Genomic DNA, 16511 nt, shown 5'->3' on the forward strand with positions numbered 1-16511 from the left:
GGACAGCTCTTTAGGGACTACAATTGATTGGCCGCAGACTATGCGACCTGCCCCAAAGAGTAAACGCCGCAAAGACTTGGAAATCCCTTGGACTTCGAGATAAAGCACCTTCCCGCCGGTTTGCACTTTGTTGCGACCCCAATTGGCAATGCCCGCGACATCACGCTGCGCGCCCTTGATACCTTGGCCTCTGCCGATGTATTGGCCGCCGAAGACACCCGCACTTTGCGGCGCCTTATGGATATGCATGGTGTGCCTTTGGGCGCACGCAAGATGATTGCATATCACGATCAAAATGGTGCCAAAGCCCGTCCGCGCTTGTTGTCATTGATGGCTGAAGGCAAATCCGTGGCTTATGCCTCTGAGGCTGGCACGCCTCTTGTGGCTGATCCGGGATTCGTTTTGAGCCGTGAAGCTTTGGCAGCGGGGATATTTGTGACCTCTGCGCCGGGGCCCTCTGCGATGATTGCGGCTTTGACCATCGCGGGGCTGCCGTCAGATCGGTTTTTGTTTGCGGGGTTCCCGCCGTCTACAGCTGGTGCGCGCAAAACATTCTTTGCCGAATTTGGTCCTGTTCAAGCCACCTTGGGATTTTATGAAAGTCCGAATCGCATTTACAAAACGCTAACGGAATTGTGCGAGATTTATGGCGAGACACGCAGGGTCGCCATTTGCCGCGAAATCACCAAGAAATTCGAAGAGGTGATCAGCGGCACTTTGGGCGAGCTGTGCGAGAGTTTGAAAGAGCGTGCGTTTAAAGGTGAAATCGTTTTGCTGGTGGCCCGTGCCGAAGCGGTTGAGGCCAGCGCCGAAGATTTAGACACTGCCTTGGATGCGGCATTGGCTGAGATGACTGTCAAAGATGCTGCAGCTTCGGTTGCAAAGGCATTGGGGATGCAAAAACGCCAAGTGTATCAACAGGCACTTGAACGATCAAAGGCGCTGAAATCGGAATAGGATAGGGTTCAAATGCCCCGCGACAGGTTTTCATCAAATAATGTGCCAAGGCCCTCAAACGCGCAACGCCGGATGCGCGGGGCGCTTGCCTATCAGTCGGGTTTGCAAGCTGAGGATGCTGTTTGCGCGGCTTACCTTGCCCGTGGATATGTCTTGAGTGAAACACGTTGGCGCGGACGGGCAGGCGAGATCGATTTGATCTTCACCAAAGATGAGACCTATTTCTTCGTTGAGGTGAAATCCTCTGCCACCCATGCGCTGGCCGCGCAAAGCCTGTCAGCGCGACAATTGGCACGGATTTGCGCCAGTGCAGAGGATTATATTTCACAGACGCCCAAAGGGTTCTTGACCGATATGCAGATTGATGTCGCTCTTGTAGACAGCTCAGGTGCGCTTGAAATTTTGCAAAACGCCACGATTTAACGGTTTTCGTATCACTTCACAGCACTTGTGCGGTGCGCCCCATTGAATGACGTCGCTTGCTGGTCCATCTATTAAGAAAGTTCCTGTGAGGAGACAAAGCCTTGTCCTTAAAAGTCGCCATCCAAATGGACCCAATCGGTCCCATCGATATCACCGCAGACAGCACGTTTCGCATTATGTTGGAAGCCCAAGCGCGGGGGCATGAGCTGTTCTACTACACGCCTGACAAACTTGCGTTTCAAGAAGGCAAGATCACCGCACGCGGCTGGCCTGTCACTGTGCAGATGGTTGAAGGCGATCACTACACGCTAGGGGATGAGACCGAAGTGGACCTGTCGACTTATGACGTGGTTTGGCTGCGCCAAGATCCACCGTTTGACATGGGCTACATCACTTCCACGCACCTGCTTGATATGATTTCAGAGACGACTTTGGTGGTGAATGATCCGTTTTGGGTGCGCAACTATCCCGAAAAGTTATTGGTGTTGAATTTCCCTGATCTGACGCCCCCCACCACCATCGCGCGCGATTTGGACACGATCAAAGCGTTCAAGGCGAAGCATGGCGATGTGATTTTGAAGCCGCTTTATGGCAATGGTGGGGCTGGTGTGTTCCGTCTTGGACCTGATGATAAAAACCTGTCGTCTTTGCATGAGCTGTTCTGTGGCATCAATAACGAGCCTTTGATCGTTCAAAAATTCCTGCCCGATGTCTCTGCTGGCGACAAACGTGTGATATTGGTCGATGGTGAACCTGTGGGTGCGATCAATCGCGTGCCGCAAAAAGGCGAAACACGGTCCAATATGCATGTGGGCGGGCGGCCTGAAAAAATCGGGCTAAGCGCGCGTGATTTGGAAATCTGTGCTGCCATCGGGCCTTTGTTGCGCGAAAAAGGTCAAATTTTTGTCGGCATCGACGTGATCGGCAACTATCTGACGGAAATCAATGTGACCTCGCCCACTGGCATCCAAGAATTGGAACGCTTTGATGGGACCAACACAGCCGAAAAACTTTGGGTCGCAATCGAGGCAAAGAGGTCTGCGTAAATGTTGTTTCGTCGCCGCGATGTATTGAACTTTTGGCTGCGTACCGTTGAAAAACGTAAACTAGCATGGCTTCCGACGGTTGAAGTGCAGCGGAAAAACTTTGAACTACAGGCCTTGGGCTTCCCGCGCGAGCGGGGTCTCAAAGACGAAACTGTCAAAATCGGCGGTATATCTTGCCGCAAACTGACACCAAAAGACGCCCGTGGCACACTTTTGTATCTGCATGGTGGGGCTTATATCATGGGATCGCCCGCGACGCATTGCGCGCTGGCGGGTACCATTGCGGCCAAGACCAAACTTGAAGTGATTTTGCCCGCGTACCGTCTTGCGCCTGAGCATCCGTTTCCGGCCGCCTTTGACGATGCTTGTGCCGTTGCCCAAGCGTTAGAGCCCTTGTCTGATCACTTAGTGATCGGCGGAGATAGCGCTGGCGGTGGATTGACATTGGCCGTCTTGTCGCACTTGTGTGAAACGGGCCATCGCCCGCGCTCCGCATTTGCCTTTTCGCCTTGGACGGATTTGAGTTTCAAAGGCAGTACACTGAGTACAAATGCGCAAACCGATGCGATTTTGCCGGTGGAGCGCATTTACGAGGTGCGCAAACATTATCTGCACAACGGCGATCCACAAGACCCACGTGCGTCACCGCTTTTTGCCCCATTCAGGAACGCGCCACCTGTGTTCATGCAGTGGAGTGACAGCGAAATTTTGGCCGATGACGGACGTCGCATGGCCGCGCATTTGCGGGCCGAGGGTGGAACTGTGGTGTCAAAAGAGTGGCATGATTTGCCCCATGTTTGGCAGTTGTTTCATGACCGTTTGAACGAAGCAGATGCGGCGTTGCAAGACCTTTATGCCTTTATCGATGATCAGTTTGAGACCCCCGACACGACACGGTAACTTAGTGCCTCGGCGATATGAGGGCGGCGTACGCCGTCTGAGTGATCGAGATCAGCAATTGTGCGCGCGACTTTCATGACACGGTGATAACCGCGCGCGGACAGTCCAAGCTTTTCGGCGGCCTTGCTCAGCATGACCTTGCCCTCATCATCGGGCGTGGCCAACTCTTCTAGCAACTGTCCCTCAAGTTCTGAATTGGTGCGTAATCCTGTGCCCTCCAGTCGGGCCAATTGAACATCACGCGCGCGGGCCACGCGCTGGGCTACGATTTTTGAACTGTCACCCGAAGGAGGCAGTTCTAGATCGGAGAACTGGACGGGGGGCACTTCGAAACGCAAATCAAACCGGTCCATCAAGGGGCCAGAAATGCGTCCTAAATAGTCCGATCCACACAAGGGCACTTTGGCGCAAGCGCGCTCAGGATCGGGTAAGTAACCACATTTGCAAGGGTTCGCAGCCGCAACCAACATGAACTGCGCAGGGTATTTGATATGCGCATTGGCACGCGCCACCATGATCTCACCGCTTTCAACAGGCTGACGCAGGCTTTCCAAAACGCCGCGCGGGAACTCTGGAAATTCATCCATGAACAACACACCATTGTGCGCCAAAGACACTTCGCCGGGTTGCGCGCCGCGCCCGCCGCCTACGATAGCAGCCATAGATGCGGTATGATGGGGCTCGCGAAATGGGCGTGCACGACTTATGCCACCTTCGCCGATCAGCCCTGATAATGAGTGGATAATAGACGTTTCAAGCGCCTCACTGGCGCTAAGCGGCGGCAGAATCGAGGGCAGGCGCGTGGCCAGCATCGATTTACCAGACCCCGGTGTTCCAACCATAAACAGATGGTGCTGACCTGCTGCTGCGATTTCCAAAGCGCGCTTGGCTTTTTCCTGGCCTTTCACGTCGCGTAGGCATTTGACGTGATGGGGCATTGCAATTTCGCCGGGGTTGGCTTGCTGCAATGGCATATCGCCGATCAAATGCTTAACCAATTCCGTCAAATGGCTTGCGCCGTAAACAGGTGTCGCACCAACCCAAGCGGCCTCAGATTCGCAGGACTTGGGACATAAAAGGTTGCAACCGATTTCTGCCGCTTTCAATGCGGCTGGAAGCGCGCCGGAGACCGCAACAAGGGCTCCGTCGAGTGACAATTCTCCCAAAGACATACATGTCTCAATGCGATCAGGCGGGATGACGCCCGTTGCCGCTAAAACGGACAGCACGATAGGCAAGTCGAAATGTGATCCAGCTTTGGGCAGATCCGCAGGGGACATGTTGATAACTATTTTTTTGGATGGAAGTGATATTTGCATCGAGGACAAGGTCGCGCGCACCCGTTCGCGGGCTTCTGAGACAGCCTTGTCTGGCAGGCCCACGATTGTGAAGTTCGGCAAGCCGGGCGCCAGAGCGCATTGTACTTCGACGCGCTGCGCTTCTATCCCCTCAAATGCGACGGTAAAAGTCCGCGCGATCATCATTGAACTCCCGTTAAAACGGCCCACGCAGACTCTGCATCGCAGATTTTGTTGAGACCACCCAATACGTCTCAGTTTGAAACGCATTAACCAATGTAAACGGGGTAGCGTGTTTATGGTTAGTAAAAGGTTAACGGATTGCGGATTGCGCCACTTAGTCGGCTTCAGGCCACGGTTTTGGGTCGATTCCAAGACTAAACGGAAACGGATCGTAATCGACTGCGATGGCATCTGCGCGCCAAGACTTGAACGCAGGATCTTTCAAGTGGGTGCGCACGTAGGCTGACAAACGGTCTGAGACTGGCAATTCGTAGCCAGCGATACGCGCTGCAACTGGGGCGTAAAAAGCATCTGCGGCAGAGTATTTGCTAAAAAGCCAACCTCCTGAATATGTGTGGTCTCCAGAAAAACGATTAAAAGCACGGTCGAGCAACTCTTCAAGACGCGCGATGTCGGCGCTTAGAGCATCTGAGACCTTAAAGTTTTGAACTTGTTTGAACAATTGCATTGGGCAATCGTTGCGAAGGGTTGAAAATCCAGCATGCATTTCCGCCACCAACCAACGCGCATAGACGTGCGCCTCGGGGTCATCCGGCCAAATGCCTGCATCTGGATGACGTTCGGCCAGTGTTTCGACAATAGCGATGCTTTCGCCGATGATCCAGCCTTCTGCTGTGCGCACTGTAGGCACTAGGCGGGCCGGCGCGAGTTCGGCCATCTGTTGTTTCATTGTGCCTGTGAAAAGCTCGACCTGATGGACCTTTGCATCGATATCGAATTTTTTAAACAACAGCCATGCACGCAAAGACCAACTTGAAAAGCCTTTGTCGCCAATAAATAAATCGTATGTCATGAAGTGCCTCCTGCGGGTCGCACACAGGTTAACGCAGGTCACAGCTATGCTGAAACGAGTATTCTAAATGGACCGCATCACAGTACTTGATTGATCGTTTGTGCGGACCAAGTCGGTGACTGAGGGGTTGCGCGGGTGATTGATGTCACGGATAGGTTGTCGATTTTATGCCCCAAGGCTTCGTACGCTGAACATTCCAAAGCGCGCTGAAGAACGGCTAAAATAACGCCCATATGTGCCACGACAATCGCATCGCCCGTGATGGCATCAATGCCATTGTGAACCCGCGCGGAAAAATCATGCCAGCTTTCGCCGCCGGGGGGCGCATGATGTCCTGGGGTTTCAAAAACGCGGCGTGCCAATGCGGCATCGCGCGCTTGTATTTGTGCCCAAGACAGGTTTTCCCAATCGCCAAAATGCGTCTCACGCAAGCGTGGATCATGGGCCAACCGAGGCCGCGCGCCTTGGATGGCATCCGCTGTTTTGATCGCGCGATCCAGCGTCGAGGACACAACAGGCACATCTGTGGGCAAGGCCTTTTCCAAGCGCGCAATCGCGGCGGTATCTGATAAATCAGCTGGTACATCTGTCCAACCCACAAAGGTTTTCATATGTGTTGGTCCGTGGCGGACCAGCCAGAGCCGGCTCATGAATTTGCCTCCTGCGCCAGAGCCTTGGGCATGTCGCCTTTAAGCACAAAGGGCAGGCCCGCCATCACGCCTACCACGCAATTGGCGCGCTCTGCGAGGTGTCGGTTGAGGCGGCCTTGTTCGATCCGAAAATGCCGCGCCAATTTGTTTTCTGGCACGATGCCTTGGCCGACTTCGTTGGATACAATGATCACAGGGCTGGCACAGGTGCACAAAGCATCTAGCAAGGCGTCGGTTTGATCGGAAATATCGTGTTCTGCCAACAGGTGGTTGGTTAACCACAGTGTGGCGCAATCCAGCAAAACAATTTGGTCTGACGGGATGGCGCGCAAGACGGTATCCACCTCGAAAGGGGCTTCAAATGTGGTCCAAGCGTTGCCGCGATCAATTTTATGTTGCGCAATCTTGTCACGCATTTCATCATCAAAAGCCTGTGCCGTGGCGATATATATGCGGGGTAAGGGACTGGCAAAACATATTTTTTCCGCCAAGTGAGACTTGCCAGAAGACGCGCCGCCAAGAACTAAGGTGATGTCTGCACACATAATCGTGACTCTTTTTGTCATCCAAACTTCGCCGCTATGCGTATCACTTGTAACAACGCTCCGCAAACGGTTGAGCGTCAAAGTACAAAGTACAAAGTACAAAGTACAAAGTACAAAGGGACAAGGGTGATATGGGACGCATTGATACATCTTACGACAACGGGTTTGCACGCAAATCGATGAAAGCCGAGATGCTGGATGCGGAAACAGAACACGCCTTGGCGGTCGCGTGGTGCGATCATCGCGATGAGGTCGCTTTGCACAGGTTGATTTCGGCCTATATGCGTCTGGCGATTTCGCAGGCGTCCAAATTCAAGCGCTATGGCGCGCCGATGCCTGACTTGATCCAAGAGGCGGCCTTGGGCTTGATGAAAGCGGCAGAGAAATTTGACCCAGATCGTGGCGTTCGTTTTTCGACCTATGCTGTATGGTGGATCAAAGCCTCCGTCCAAGATCACGTCATGCGCAATTGGTCTTTGGTGCGCACGGGGTCCACATCGGCGCAAAAGTCGTTATTTTTCAACATGCGTCGCGTGCAAGCGCGGTTTGAACGCGAAGCTTTGGCCGCAGGAGCTCCGATCGAAAATGCGGACCTGATGAAGAAAATTGCAATCGAATTGGGTGTGCCGGTACGTGATGTCGAGGCAATGAACGGACGTTTGTCTGGGTCTGATTTTTCACTGAACGCAACACAATCGAGCGACGAAGAGGGTCGTGAGTGGATTGATACATTGGTTGACGATGGCGCTACGACTACTGAAATCGTTGAGGAAAATCACGATCAAGCGCAGCTGAAGGTTTGGGTCAAGGATGCGATGAGCAAACTCAGTGATCGCGAAAGATATATCCTAACGGCACGAAAACTTGCAGATGAACCACGTACTCTGGAAAGTCTTGGTGACGAACTGAAACTGTCGAAAGAACGCGTGCGTCAGGTCGAGGTCGCGGCCTTTGGTAAAATGCGCATCACGCTAGCTGGGCACGGCGAAGCATTGACTGAACTGCTGAACTAAACGCTTGAGAGCCATGCGACTTGAGTTTGCTCTGCTGCGGGCTTAAACCTTTGGAGGATAGCCAGAGGGGACAACTATGTTGCACGGCAAAAGCATTCTTCTCATCATCGGTGGTGGGATCGCGGCGTTTAAGTCGCTAGAGCTGATCCGCAGGCTGCGTGAAGAGGGCATGCGGGTCGTGCCAGTTTTAACCAAAGCTGCTGAAAAATTTGTGACGCCTTTATCGGTCTCTGCTTTGTCGGCTGAAAAGGTTTACCGTGATTTGTTTGATCTGACCGACGAAGCCGAGATGGGACACATCGAATTGTCGCGTGCGGCAGATTTGATTGTTGTTGCCCCCGCAACGGCTGATCTTCTGGGTAAAATGGCGGCGGGTCTTGCGAATGATTTGGCTTCAACGTTGCTCTTGGCGACAGACAAAAGCGTGCTGGTCGCACCGTCGATGAATGTACGGATGTGGGAACACGCTGCCACGCAGCGTAATGTTGAGACGCTGAAATCCGATGGCATTTTATTTGTCGGCCCTGACGAAGGCGCCATGGCTTGTGGCGAATTCGGACTTGGTCGTTTGTCTGAGACCCCTGATATCATCGGCGCTATTCGGGCGGCTCTCACGGATGGGCCTTTGAAGGACAAACAGATTTTGGTCACATCCGGCCCGACACATGAGCCGATTGATCCTGTGCGCTATATCGCCAACCGGTCATCAGGCGCGCAAGGCACCGCGATTGCGAGCGCTCTGCGTGATCTTGGGGCTGAAGTGATTTTTGTCACAGGGCCAGCTGATACGCCTCCACCTTTGGGCGTCCATGTGATCAAGGTCGAAACCGCGCGTGAGATGAAAGAGGCCGTCGATGCTGCCATGCCGGTAGACGCCGCCGTGTTTGCAGCCGCGGTTGCAGATTGGCGCATGGCAATGCCCGCGACGTCGAAAATCAAAAAGAAAAACGGGGCATTGCCTGAGCTGAGTTTTGCAGAAAACCCCGACATTTTGGCAGGCGTTTCACAATCTAAAAAGAACCGCCCCAAATTGGTTGTGGGCTTTGCGGCCGAAACAGACAACGTCATTGAGAACGCCACCTCGAAACTGGCGCGCAAAGGCTGCGATTGGATCGTTGCCAATGATGTCAGACCCGAGACGGGCATCATGGGCGGGTCCGAGAATGCCGTAACCTTGATCTCAAACGGTAGTGCTGACGTATGGCCACGCATGGGCAAAACGGAAGTGGCGCGCAAATTGGCTGAGCGTATCGCCAAGGAGCTGACAAAACCATGAAGGCTCAGATCAAAATCAAATGGTTGGATGGCGCAGACACAGACATCGCCTTGCCCAAGCATGAAACCGTGCAAGCCGCCGGTGCAGATGTGCGCGCGAACTTTGCGCTTGATCTGCGCGAGACAGGCGTGACCTTGGATGCTGGTGCCCGTGCGTTGATCCCAGCGGGGTTTGCAATTGAAATACCCGCGGGTTTTGAAGTGCAAGTACGCCCCCGTTCAGGACTGGCGCTCAAATATGGGATTTCCTTGGTCAACACCCCTGGTACAATTGATGCCGATTATCGCGGGCCTGTTGGGATTTTGTTGATCAATCACGGCACTGCGCCGTTTCATGTCACTCATGGCGAACGTATTGCTCAGCTTGTTGTCGCACCCGTGGTGCAAGGCGACTATCAGCTCAGCGACGTGTTGGACAATACCGTGCGTGGCGCTGGTGGCTTTGGCTCGACCGGAACAGTTTAAGATATGGCTTTGGTGCTTATCCTTGCGACCGTACTGTGGATCATCGGCGCGGTGATGAAGGTGCCTGTGTCTGCGCGACTGATGATGATTGGGATGCTCTATGTGGGTGTTTTGATCGCCGTTACGGTGTTGCCGGTAGATAACGGCCTGCGTGTGACCTTTGGCGGCGGTTTCAAAGAATGGGCGCTTTTGGGCGGTGTGGCTGGGATGATCGCGCTTTACCGCGCCGTGCTCAAACGGCTGCACGCGCGTGCGGGGCAAGTTGAACCCGCGCAACCTGAAACGAAACCTAACGCGCGGTTCAACGATGTCGAACTTGAACGCTACATGCGCCACATTATTTTACGCGAAATTGGCGGGCCTGGGCAACGCAAACTCAAAGACGCGCGTGTTTTGGTGATCGGGGCAGGTGGGCTTGGCGCGCCTGTGTTGCAATATCTTGCAGCCTCGGGCGTTGGCACAATTGGCGTAATGGATGACGATCATGTGGACGCGTCTAACTTGCAGAGGCAAGTGATCCATACGGACACATCCCAAGGCATGCCCAAAGTGTTTTCCGCCGAAAAAGCGATGCGGGCGCAGAACCCGTTTATTGAGGTCAAACCCTACAACAGACGCTTTGATGACGGCTGTGCTGAACTGGTATCCGAGTATGATTTGGTGATCGATGGTTCTGATAACTTCGACACGCGGTATTTGGTGAACGCGCACTGCGTTGCCGCGCGCGTCCCATTGTTATCGGCCGCGATCACGCAGTGGGAAGGCCAGATCAGCCTCTATGACACGACACAAAATACGCCTTGTTATCAATGTGTTTTCCCGAATCGACCCGCTGATGGAATGGTGCCAAGCTGCGCTGAGGCCGGCGTGGCAGCGCCATTGCCAGGCATCTTAGGGACTATGTTGGCGATGGAGGCGATCAAGCAAATCACAGGTGCAGGTCAGGGACTTGGCGGGCGCTTGATGATCTATGACGCGCTTTACGTCGAGACCCGCGTGATAAAAACAAAAAAGCGTGCCGATTGTCCGGTTTGCACTGGCTGAGCCCTTTTACTTTACCGTTGTCATACATAGCTTGATTTCAAAGGAGATCCCTATGACCAATCCGTTTCTAACGCCGTGGAACACCGCGTTCGACCTGCCGCCTTTCGCCGATATTTCCGACGCCGATTTCAAGCCCGCTTTCGAGGCTGGTCTTGCTGAGGGCCGCGCTGCGATCAAAGCGATTGCTGAGAACGCGGATGCGCCGACGTTTGAGAACACCATTGAAGCGATGGAAAACTGCGAAGCGCTTTTGTCGAAAGTCCTAGGCGTGTTCTATGGCATCGCAGGTGCCGACAGCAACGAGACACGCGAAGAGTTGCAACGTGACTTTGGTCCGATTCTGGCGGATTATTCGTCTGAGATTACAGCGAACTCTGCGCTTTTTGAGCGCATCGAGACGCTTTGGAATACGCGTGATGATTTGGACCTCACCGAGGAACAAATGCGGGTTTTGATGCTGACACGCCGCAGTTTTGTGCGCTCCGGCGCGCAGCTGTCGGATGATGACAAAGGCCGCATTGCCAAGATTAAATCACGCCTTTCGACACTTGGCACAGAGTTTTCGCAGAACCTTTTGGGCGATGAATCAGACTGGTTCATGGCGCTGACCGAGGCCGATTTGGATGGTCTGCCAGACTTCGTGATCGATGCTATGAAGTCGGCGGGGACTGCTAAGAAACTGGATGGGCCGTGTTTGACCACATCGCGATCTTTGTTCGTGCCGTTCTTGCAATTCTCACCACGCCGCGATCTGCGCGAGGCAGTGTTTCATGCGTGGAAATCACGTGGGGCACGCGGCAAAGACAACGACAATCGCGGCCATGCGGCTGAGATTTTGAAGTTGCGCGAAGAGCGGGCCAAGCTTTTAGGCTATGAAAGTTTTGCGACCTATAAACTTGAAACCCAGATGGCCAAGACGCCTGATGCGGTGCGCAATTTGTTGATGGAAGTCTGGACTCCGGCTAAGGCTGCAGCCGAAAAAGACGGTGCAATTTTAGAAGACATGTTGCATGCAGATGGTCACACAGGTCCGCTTGAATCGTGGGATTGGCGTTACTATTCCGAGAAACGTCGCAAGATCGAACATGATTTGGACGAGGCGGAACTTAAGCCCTATTTGCAACTGGACCGGATGATCGAGGCGGCCTTTGCCTGTGCGACACGCCTGTTTGGCTTGGCGTTTGAACCCCTTGATGCGACGCTTTACCACGAGGACGTGCGCGGCTGGAATGTCACACGCGATGGTGAGCATATTGCTGTTTTCATTGGCGATTATTTTGCGCGTGCGTCCAAACGCTCTGGCGCTTGGTGTACGGCGATGCGGTCACAGAAAAAACTGGGTGGCGATACAAAACCCATTGTTTTGAATGTTTGTAACTTTGCCAAAGCTACGGGTGATAAACCGAATCTGCTGTCTTACGACGATGCGCGCACGCTGTTTCACGAGTTTGGCCATGCGTTGCACCAGATGTTGTCTGATGTGACCTATGAAAGTATTTCGGGCACCTCTGTGGCACGCGATTTCGTGGAATTGCCAAGCCAGCTTTATGAACATTGGTTGGAAGTGCCTGAAGTGTTACAAGAATTCGCAACACATGCTGACACGGGCGAGGCGATGCCTGCCGATATGCTCAAACGATTGTTAGACGCGCAGACCTATGATCAGGGCTATACCACCGTGGGCTATGTCGCGTCGGCTTTGACGGATTTGAACTTTCACGACGGCGATGCGCCAGCTGACCCGATGCAATCGCAGGCCGAGACTTTGGATCAACTGGGGATGCCAAAAGCGACCACGATGTTCCACGAGGCTCCGCATTTCCAACACGTCTTTGCCGGTGACGGATATTCCTGTGGCTACTATTCCTACATGTGGTCCGAGGTCATGGATGCAGATGCGTTTGATGCGTTCAAAGAAACAGGGCCCTTTGATGCCACAACTGCTGAGTTGCTAGAGACACATATCCTGTCTGCTGGGGGATCTGCGGATCCTGAGCAACTTTACACGGCTTTTCGGGGGCGTATGCCGGGCCCCGAGGCTATGCTCAAAGGGCGCGGATTGGCGTAACGTTTGATCCTTTTGGCACGCGTCGCGTTAGGCGTCGCGTGCCACATCTTTATGGATGATCACATCACAATTGGGGATGGCCGCACAGATTTTAGCTTTTAGCGCTTTACCAATGTCATGAGCTTCCCGCAGGGTCTGTTCGCCGTCCAATTCGATGTGCAAATGCACGAAAATCTTTGATCCAGCCATACGGGTTTTTAGATCATGATAGCCACGCAAGCCCGGATGATTGGCGGCAATGGATTCAATTGTGGTGATGGTCTCAAGAGGGGCCGCGCGGTCCATCAGCGCATCTAGCGCGGATTTTCCAATGCGCAATGCACCGATGGCAAGCATACCGGCAGCTCCCAGAGCCACCACGCTGTCGATCCGGTGTAAATCATAGGCAGAGGCCGCGATCAGCGCGATGATCGCGCCGATGTTTGGGATTAAATCGCCAACATAATGCAGGCTATCTGCGGCAACCACTTTAGAACCCGTGCGCTTGGCCACGCGGCGTTGCCACACGATCAAGGCCAGAGTGAGCAAAATTGACGCGATCATCACAGCGATGCCACGCGTCTCAAATTGCACTTCGACCGGCGCAGGCGCCAGCAAACGCTGCATGGCTGACCAAGCGATAACGGCGCTCGACAATAAGATGAAACCAGATTGTCCAAGGGCTGCTAAATCTTCCGCTGAGGTGTGTCCAAAGGTGTGATCGTCGTCTGGTGGGCGCGCGGCATAAAAAATCGCCATCAACCCGCCAAGTGCCATGACCAGATCCAAGGCACTGTCCACCAAGGAGGTGGCGATCGACAGCGCGCCTGTATGCTCAAACGCCCAATACTTGGCCAAAACCAATATCAAGGCGACGCTGACCGAGGCCAGCCCCGCGGAAATGTTAAGGCGTGTGTGTGCGTGCATGCGCTATATTATGGCTTTAAGGTCTTTAGGAAAGCATAAGTTTTTCGCGCACACGCGCCCATGCGCGCTCGGCGAAATTGTCTTTGCTCGGCTCGAGGCATTGCAGCTCCAAGAACCAATGGAAATAGCCTTCAAAGTCGAAATTTCTCATTGTCTCTGGACCAAATTCAATCGCGGCGCGAAGATCGGCGACTGTGCGCGGCGTCAATGTGGCGTGCCAATAATCAGATTTGGCGCAGGTGATGACAGGCTTTCGCTGCATCAATGCCTCAAAGCCTGTCGTCGAGTTTTGCGTAATGACGACGCGCGAGGCCTCTATTAAGTCGTGTATCGAGGCATCGGTTGTTTTAACGTTGGGAAAGTCTTCGCATATTTCCAAAATGCGTCGCCGGTTTGATTTCGACTGATGTGGGTGCGGTTTTACATAGACCAATGCGTCTTTGTCGTATGTCGAAGCTGTTTCAATCATCTGTTCGGTGGTTAAATAACTGTGCCTCGGATTGACAGAGTTGGTAGGTTGACAAAAAATGGTTGCTGTTGCCAATCTCAATGGCGCATCCATGCGGGGCTCTTGGCTTATCTTGGAAACGTTCTCGCGCAGCATGTATCCCGTGACGCCGTTGAAGAAAAATGCAGAGTTTGCCGCATCGACTTCGTCACTTGAGTAGCGCGAAAACCGCAAAGAGCTGTTCCAGCCATGGCCGATTTCATCGAAGTACCAAAACCCCCAAAGATAGGATGGAAAGGCATGCATAATGCCAGCACCGTACATCGCAGGGCCGCCCACGATGATGTGAAGGTGTGATTGCTCCAAAAGCCCGCGTGAAGTGCGGCTGTTGCCTTCCACCAAATAAGCTGACAGGCCTTGTTGAACGAGTTTTTGGGTAAGCTTGGTGAAAAAGTCATGCTTGTTTTCGGAAAGGGCTGCCAGCCAGCTACCGTAGGCATGAATGACGGCGGACTTGTATCCTACAGGAATATTACGTGCTGATAATGGCGATTTGAGCTGTTCCATGGTGATCTTTAATCCTGCACGGTTTCATTCAAGAATTTCATCAGCGTCTATGCCCCAAAGTCCGGTCTTGCTCAGCCAGCCTTTGTGACCGCCTGCCGACGCTTTGCACCAATCGATGTTGCATTCTAACAATCGCAAAACAGCGCCTTTTTCGGCCTGTGCGGTCAATCTGCTTGATGGATCGGGGCGGACATGTAAGTCCACGGTTTCATGTTGAACGAGTGCGGTGCGCACGCCTGAAATCAACGTGTAATGCACCCATCCTGTTGCATCCTCAAAGTCACGCACGCGACGCCAGTGGCCGTATTCCGCGATCACTTCCAGTGGATAGCCGCGCAGCTTGAACACCCAATCAATGCGGTGACTTAACGAGGGGCCGCGCCGAGCGTTTGCTTCTGTTGCTTTTAGCGACACAAAACGGGGCAAGGGCAGATTGGTGACAGATCCACGTTCACTTTCGCTTTTCACAGTGGCCGGAGGCGTCGCTGTTTCAATGGTGGGCTTGCTATGTTCAAGGGGCTTTTCCGTACCTTGAGCATGAGCGACGTCAGCGATGATCAAGCAGATGAGCACGCTCAAAAGCGCGACCAGGGACAGGTTCTGGCGAAATGGAACAACGCGGTCTGACGCCAAGGATGATCGAATAGCGATTTTTTCCACTTGGAAATGACCTGACTTTTGTCGCGAACAGATGAGGTGCTACTTAGATACAATATCGCCTGCGTTCAAGAGATTCATACCCGAGCTGCGATGGATTTACTGTGTCAGCAATATCGTAAAAAGTTAAGGTGACTATACTGTCTAGTACATCATATTCGATTATACGCGACGATCATAAGACATCTGCGTATAGTTTGTCAGGGTCAGCCGTTATTTTGAGCGGTGTTTAATGCCTTTGGTCTTGGATGAATGTGCCGTTTTTCAAATCTTTCATCGCTTGGCGCAGTTCATCTTGCGTATTCATGACGATCGGTCCATGCCAAGCGACGGGCTCTTGGATCGGCTGACCAGAAATAAGTAAAAATCTAATGCCCTGCGGGCCTGACTGCACCGAAATTTCATCACCCGTGTCAAAGTTCACCAAAGAGCGATTCCCAGTCATATCGCGAATGTTGATCTCCTCGCCGCCAACCTCTTTCTCCACACGTACGCCGTAGGGCATTGAAGCATCGCGAAAGGTGCCCGTTCCTGCGAAAATATAGGCAAAGGTGTTGGCATAGGTGTCAACTGGCAGTGTTTTTCGAGTGTTGGGCGGGATTGAGATGTCCAAGTACAACGGATCGGCTGCGACGCCGTCAACAGGACCGCGCTTGCCCCAAAAAGACCCAGTCACGATCTTGACCACTGTGCCGTCGTCGTCGGTTATGACTGGAATGTCGGACCCTTGGATGTCTTGATAGCGCGGCGTTGTCATCTTCAAGCTGGACGGCAAATTGGCCCAAAGTTGAAACCCATGCATCTGCCCATTAGTGTTCGCGCGTGGCATTTCTTGGTGCATGATGCCTGAGCCTGCGGTCATCCATTGCACAGACCCTGCCCCCAAAACACCACGGTTCCCAAGGCTATCGCCGTGCTCAACCTCGCCGTCTAGAATATAGGTGATGGTTTCGATCCCGCGATGGGGATGCCACGGAAAGCCTTTTTCAAACTTGGCAGGATCATCATTGCGAAAGTCGTCAAACAACAAAAACGGATCGAATTCACGTGGCTTGTGAAACCCAAAGGCGCGGTACAGATGTACACCTGCGCCTTCCATGGTGGGTTGAGCTTCGGTAATCGATTTTACAGGGCGAAAGGTCATGAGAGTACTCCTTACTTTTCACAACTATGTGTATGTGTGTGAATTTAGTAAATATATCGAAGTACAGGC

The 16511-nt window shown here is 53.1% G+C and carries 17 protein-coding genes; 9 read left to right on the forward strand and 8 right to left on the reverse strand.

What is annotated here, in order from left to right; genetic code table 11:
- Positions 1-87: 87 nt before the first annotated feature.
- From rsmI to WNY38_RS09190, 4 genes are all read left to right on the forward strand, one after another.
- Entirely contained in the window at positions 88-957 is an 870-nt protein-coding gene (gene rsmI / locus WNY38_RS09175) for a 16S rRNA (cytidine(1402)-2'-O)-methyltransferase (RefSeq protein WP_342857039.1), read from the forward strand.
- Between the two features lie 12 nt (positions 958-969).
- Positions 970-1380: a YraN family protein gene (locus WNY38_RS09180; protein WP_342857040.1), complete on the forward strand. Its 411-nt coding sequence runs from the start codon at positions 970-972 to the stop codon at positions 1378-1380.
- Between the two features lie 101 nt (positions 1381-1481).
- Positions 1482-2426 carry a glutathione synthase gene (gshB, locus tag WNY38_RS09185; protein ID WP_342857041.1) on the forward strand — a complete coding sequence of 315 codons (945 nt, stop codon included), beginning with the start codon at positions 1482-1484 and terminating at the stop codon, positions 2424-2426.
- Entirely contained in the window at positions 2427-3326 is a 900-nt protein-coding gene (locus WNY38_RS09190; protein WP_342857042.1) for an alpha/beta hydrolase, read from the forward strand.
- Here the strand turns inward: WNY38_RS09190 and WNY38_RS09195 are convergent.
- The 4 genes from WNY38_RS09195 to cobU all read right to left on the reverse strand — a co-directional run bounded on the left by WNY38_RS09195 (position 3296) and on the right by cobU (position 6855).
- Positions 3296-4807, reverse strand: a complete 1512-nt coding sequence (locus tag WNY38_RS09195) for a YifB family Mg chelatase-like AAA ATPase (RefSeq protein WP_342857099.1) — start codon at positions 4805-4807, stop codon at positions 3296-3298. The genes WNY38_RS09190 and WNY38_RS09195 overlap by 31 nt on opposite strands.
- 154 nt (positions 4808-4961) lie before the next feature.
- Complete coding sequence (locus WNY38_RS09200; RefSeq protein ID WP_342857043.1) at positions 4962-5660, reverse strand: glutathione S-transferase; 699 nt, start codon at positions 5658-5660, stop codon at positions 4962-4964.
- Positions 5661-5737: 77 nt separating this feature from the next.
- Complete coding sequence (locus WNY38_RS09205) at positions 5738-6310, reverse strand: histidine phosphatase family protein (RefSeq protein ID WP_342857044.1); 573 nt, start codon at positions 6308-6310, stop codon at positions 5738-5740.
- Positions 6307-6855 (reverse strand): bifunctional adenosylcobinamide kinase/adenosylcobinamide-phosphate guanylyltransferase, encoded by a 549-nt coding sequence (gene cobU / locus WNY38_RS09210; protein ID WP_342857045.1) that lies wholly within the window; start codon positions 6853-6855, stop codon positions 6307-6309. Before cobU ends, WNY38_RS09205 begins: the two co-directional genes overlap by 4 nt.
- Before the next feature lie 131 nt (positions 6856-6986).
- On the opposite strand from cobU, the gene WNY38_RS09215 reads away from it, so the two are divergent.
- The 5 genes from WNY38_RS09215 to WNY38_RS09235 all read left to right on the forward strand — a co-directional run bounded on the left by WNY38_RS09215 (position 6987) and on the right by WNY38_RS09235 (position 12720).
- On the forward strand, positions 6987-7868 hold the full coding sequence (locus WNY38_RS09215) for an RNA polymerase factor sigma-32 (protein ID WP_342857046.1): 882 nt from the start codon (positions 6987-6989) through the stop codon (positions 7866-7868).
- A 76-nt stretch (positions 7869-7944) separates the two neighbouring features.
- Positions 7945-9144, forward strand: a complete 1200-nt coding sequence (gene coaBC / locus WNY38_RS09220; RefSeq protein ID WP_342857047.1) for a bifunctional phosphopantothenoylcysteine decarboxylase/phosphopantothenate--cysteine ligase CoaBC — start codon at positions 7945-7947, stop codon at positions 9142-9144.
- Positions 9141-9608: a dUTP diphosphatase gene (gene dut / locus WNY38_RS09225; RefSeq protein WP_342857048.1), complete on the forward strand. Its 468-nt coding sequence runs from the start codon at positions 9141-9143 to the stop codon at positions 9606-9608. The genes coaBC and dut overlap by 4 nt, the downstream gene beginning before the upstream one ends.
- Positions 9609-9611: 3 nt before the next feature.
- Positions 9612-10652, forward strand: a complete 1041-nt coding sequence (moeB, locus tag WNY38_RS09230) for a molybdopterin-synthase adenylyltransferase MoeB (protein ID WP_342857049.1) — start codon at positions 9612-9614, stop codon at positions 10650-10652.
- Between the two features lie 52 nt (positions 10653-10704).
- Positions 10705-12720 (forward strand): M3 family metallopeptidase, encoded by a 2016-nt coding sequence (locus WNY38_RS09235; RefSeq protein ID WP_342857050.1) that lies wholly within the window; start codon positions 10705-10707, stop codon positions 12718-12720.
- A 27-nt stretch (positions 12721-12747) separates the two neighbouring features.
- Here WNY38_RS09235 and WNY38_RS09240 read toward each other — a convergent pair whose 3' ends face one another.
- The 4 genes from WNY38_RS09240 to WNY38_RS09255 all read right to left on the reverse strand — a co-directional run bounded on the left by WNY38_RS09240 (position 12748) and on the right by WNY38_RS09255 (position 16442).
- Positions 12748-13626 (reverse strand): cation diffusion facilitator family transporter, encoded by an 879-nt coding sequence (locus tag WNY38_RS09240; RefSeq protein WP_342857051.1) that lies wholly within the window; start codon positions 13624-13626, stop codon positions 12748-12750.
- A gap of 25 nt (positions 13627-13651) precedes the next feature.
- Entirely contained in the window at positions 13652-14641 is a 990-nt protein-coding gene (locus tag WNY38_RS09245) for a hypothetical protein (protein ID WP_342857052.1), read from the reverse strand.
- Positions 14642-14665: 24 nt separating this feature from the next.
- Positions 14666-15301: an SH3 domain-containing protein gene (locus WNY38_RS09250; protein ID WP_342857053.1), complete on the reverse strand. Its 636-nt coding sequence runs from the start codon at positions 15299-15301 to the stop codon at positions 14666-14668.
- 226 nt (positions 15302-15527) lie between these two features.
- Positions 15528-16442 (reverse strand): pirin family protein, encoded by a 915-nt coding sequence (locus WNY38_RS09255; RefSeq protein WP_342857054.1) that lies wholly within the window; start codon positions 16440-16442, stop codon positions 15528-15530.
- Between the last annotated feature and the right edge of the window lie 69 nt (positions 16443-16511).

Source organism: Pacificibacter sp. AS14 (genome assembly GCF_038899935.1).
Lineage (GTDB): Bacteria > Pseudomonadota > Alphaproteobacteria > Rhodobacterales > Rhodobacteraceae > Celeribacter.

Excerpts from the sequence above, each read along its gene's own strand:
- WNY38_RS09180 (WP_342857040.1), top strand. The coding sequence starts at position 970 with ATGCCCCGCGACAGGTTTTCATCAAATAATGTGCCAAGGCCCTCAAAC.
- WNY38_RS09190 (WP_342857042.1), top strand. The coding sequence starts at position 2,427 with ATGTTGTTTCGTCGCCGCGATGTATTGAACTTTTGGCTGCGTACCGTT.
- WNY38_RS09195 (WP_342857099.1), bottom strand. The coding sequence starts at position 4,807 with ATGATCGCGCGGACTTTTACCGTCGCATTTGAGGGGATAGAAGCGCAG.
- WNY38_RS09200 (WP_342857043.1), bottom strand. The coding sequence starts at position 5,660 with ATGACATACGATTTATTTATTGGCGACAAAGGCTTTTCAAGTTGGTCT.
- WNY38_RS09205 (WP_342857044.1), bottom strand. The coding sequence starts at position 6,310 with ATGAGCCGGCTCTGGCTGGTCCGCCACGGACCAACACATATGAAAACC.
- cobU (WP_342857045.1), bottom strand. The coding sequence starts at position 6,855 with ATGTGTGCAGACATCACCTTAGTTCTTGGCGGCGCGTCTTCTGGCAAG.
- WNY38_RS09215 (WP_342857046.1), top strand. The coding sequence starts at position 6,987 with ATGGGACGCATTGATACATCTTACGACAACGGGTTTGCACGCAAATCG.
- coaBC (WP_342857047.1), top strand. The coding sequence starts at position 7,945 with ATGTTGCACGGCAAAAGCATTCTTCTCATCATCGGTGGTGGGATCGCG.
- dut (WP_342857048.1), top strand. The coding sequence starts at position 9,141 with ATGAAGGCTCAGATCAAAATCAAATGGTTGGATGGCGCAGACACAGAC.
- moeB (WP_342857049.1), top strand. The coding sequence starts at position 9,612 with ATGGCTTTGGTGCTTATCCTTGCGACCGTACTGTGGATCATCGGCGCG.
- WNY38_RS09235 (WP_342857050.1), top strand. The coding sequence starts at position 10,705 with ATGACCAATCCGTTTCTAACGCCGTGGAACACCGCGTTCGACCTGCCG.
- WNY38_RS09240 (WP_342857051.1), bottom strand. The coding sequence starts at position 13,626 with ATGCACGCACACACACGCCTTAACATTTCCGCGGGGCTGGCCTCGGTC.
- WNY38_RS09245 (WP_342857052.1), bottom strand. The coding sequence starts at position 14,641 with ATGGAACAGCTCAAATCGCCATTATCAGCACGTAATATTCCTGTAGGA.
- WNY38_RS09255 (WP_342857054.1), bottom strand. The coding sequence starts at position 16,442 with ATGACCTTTCGCCCTGTAAAATCGATTACCGAAGCTCAACCCACCATG.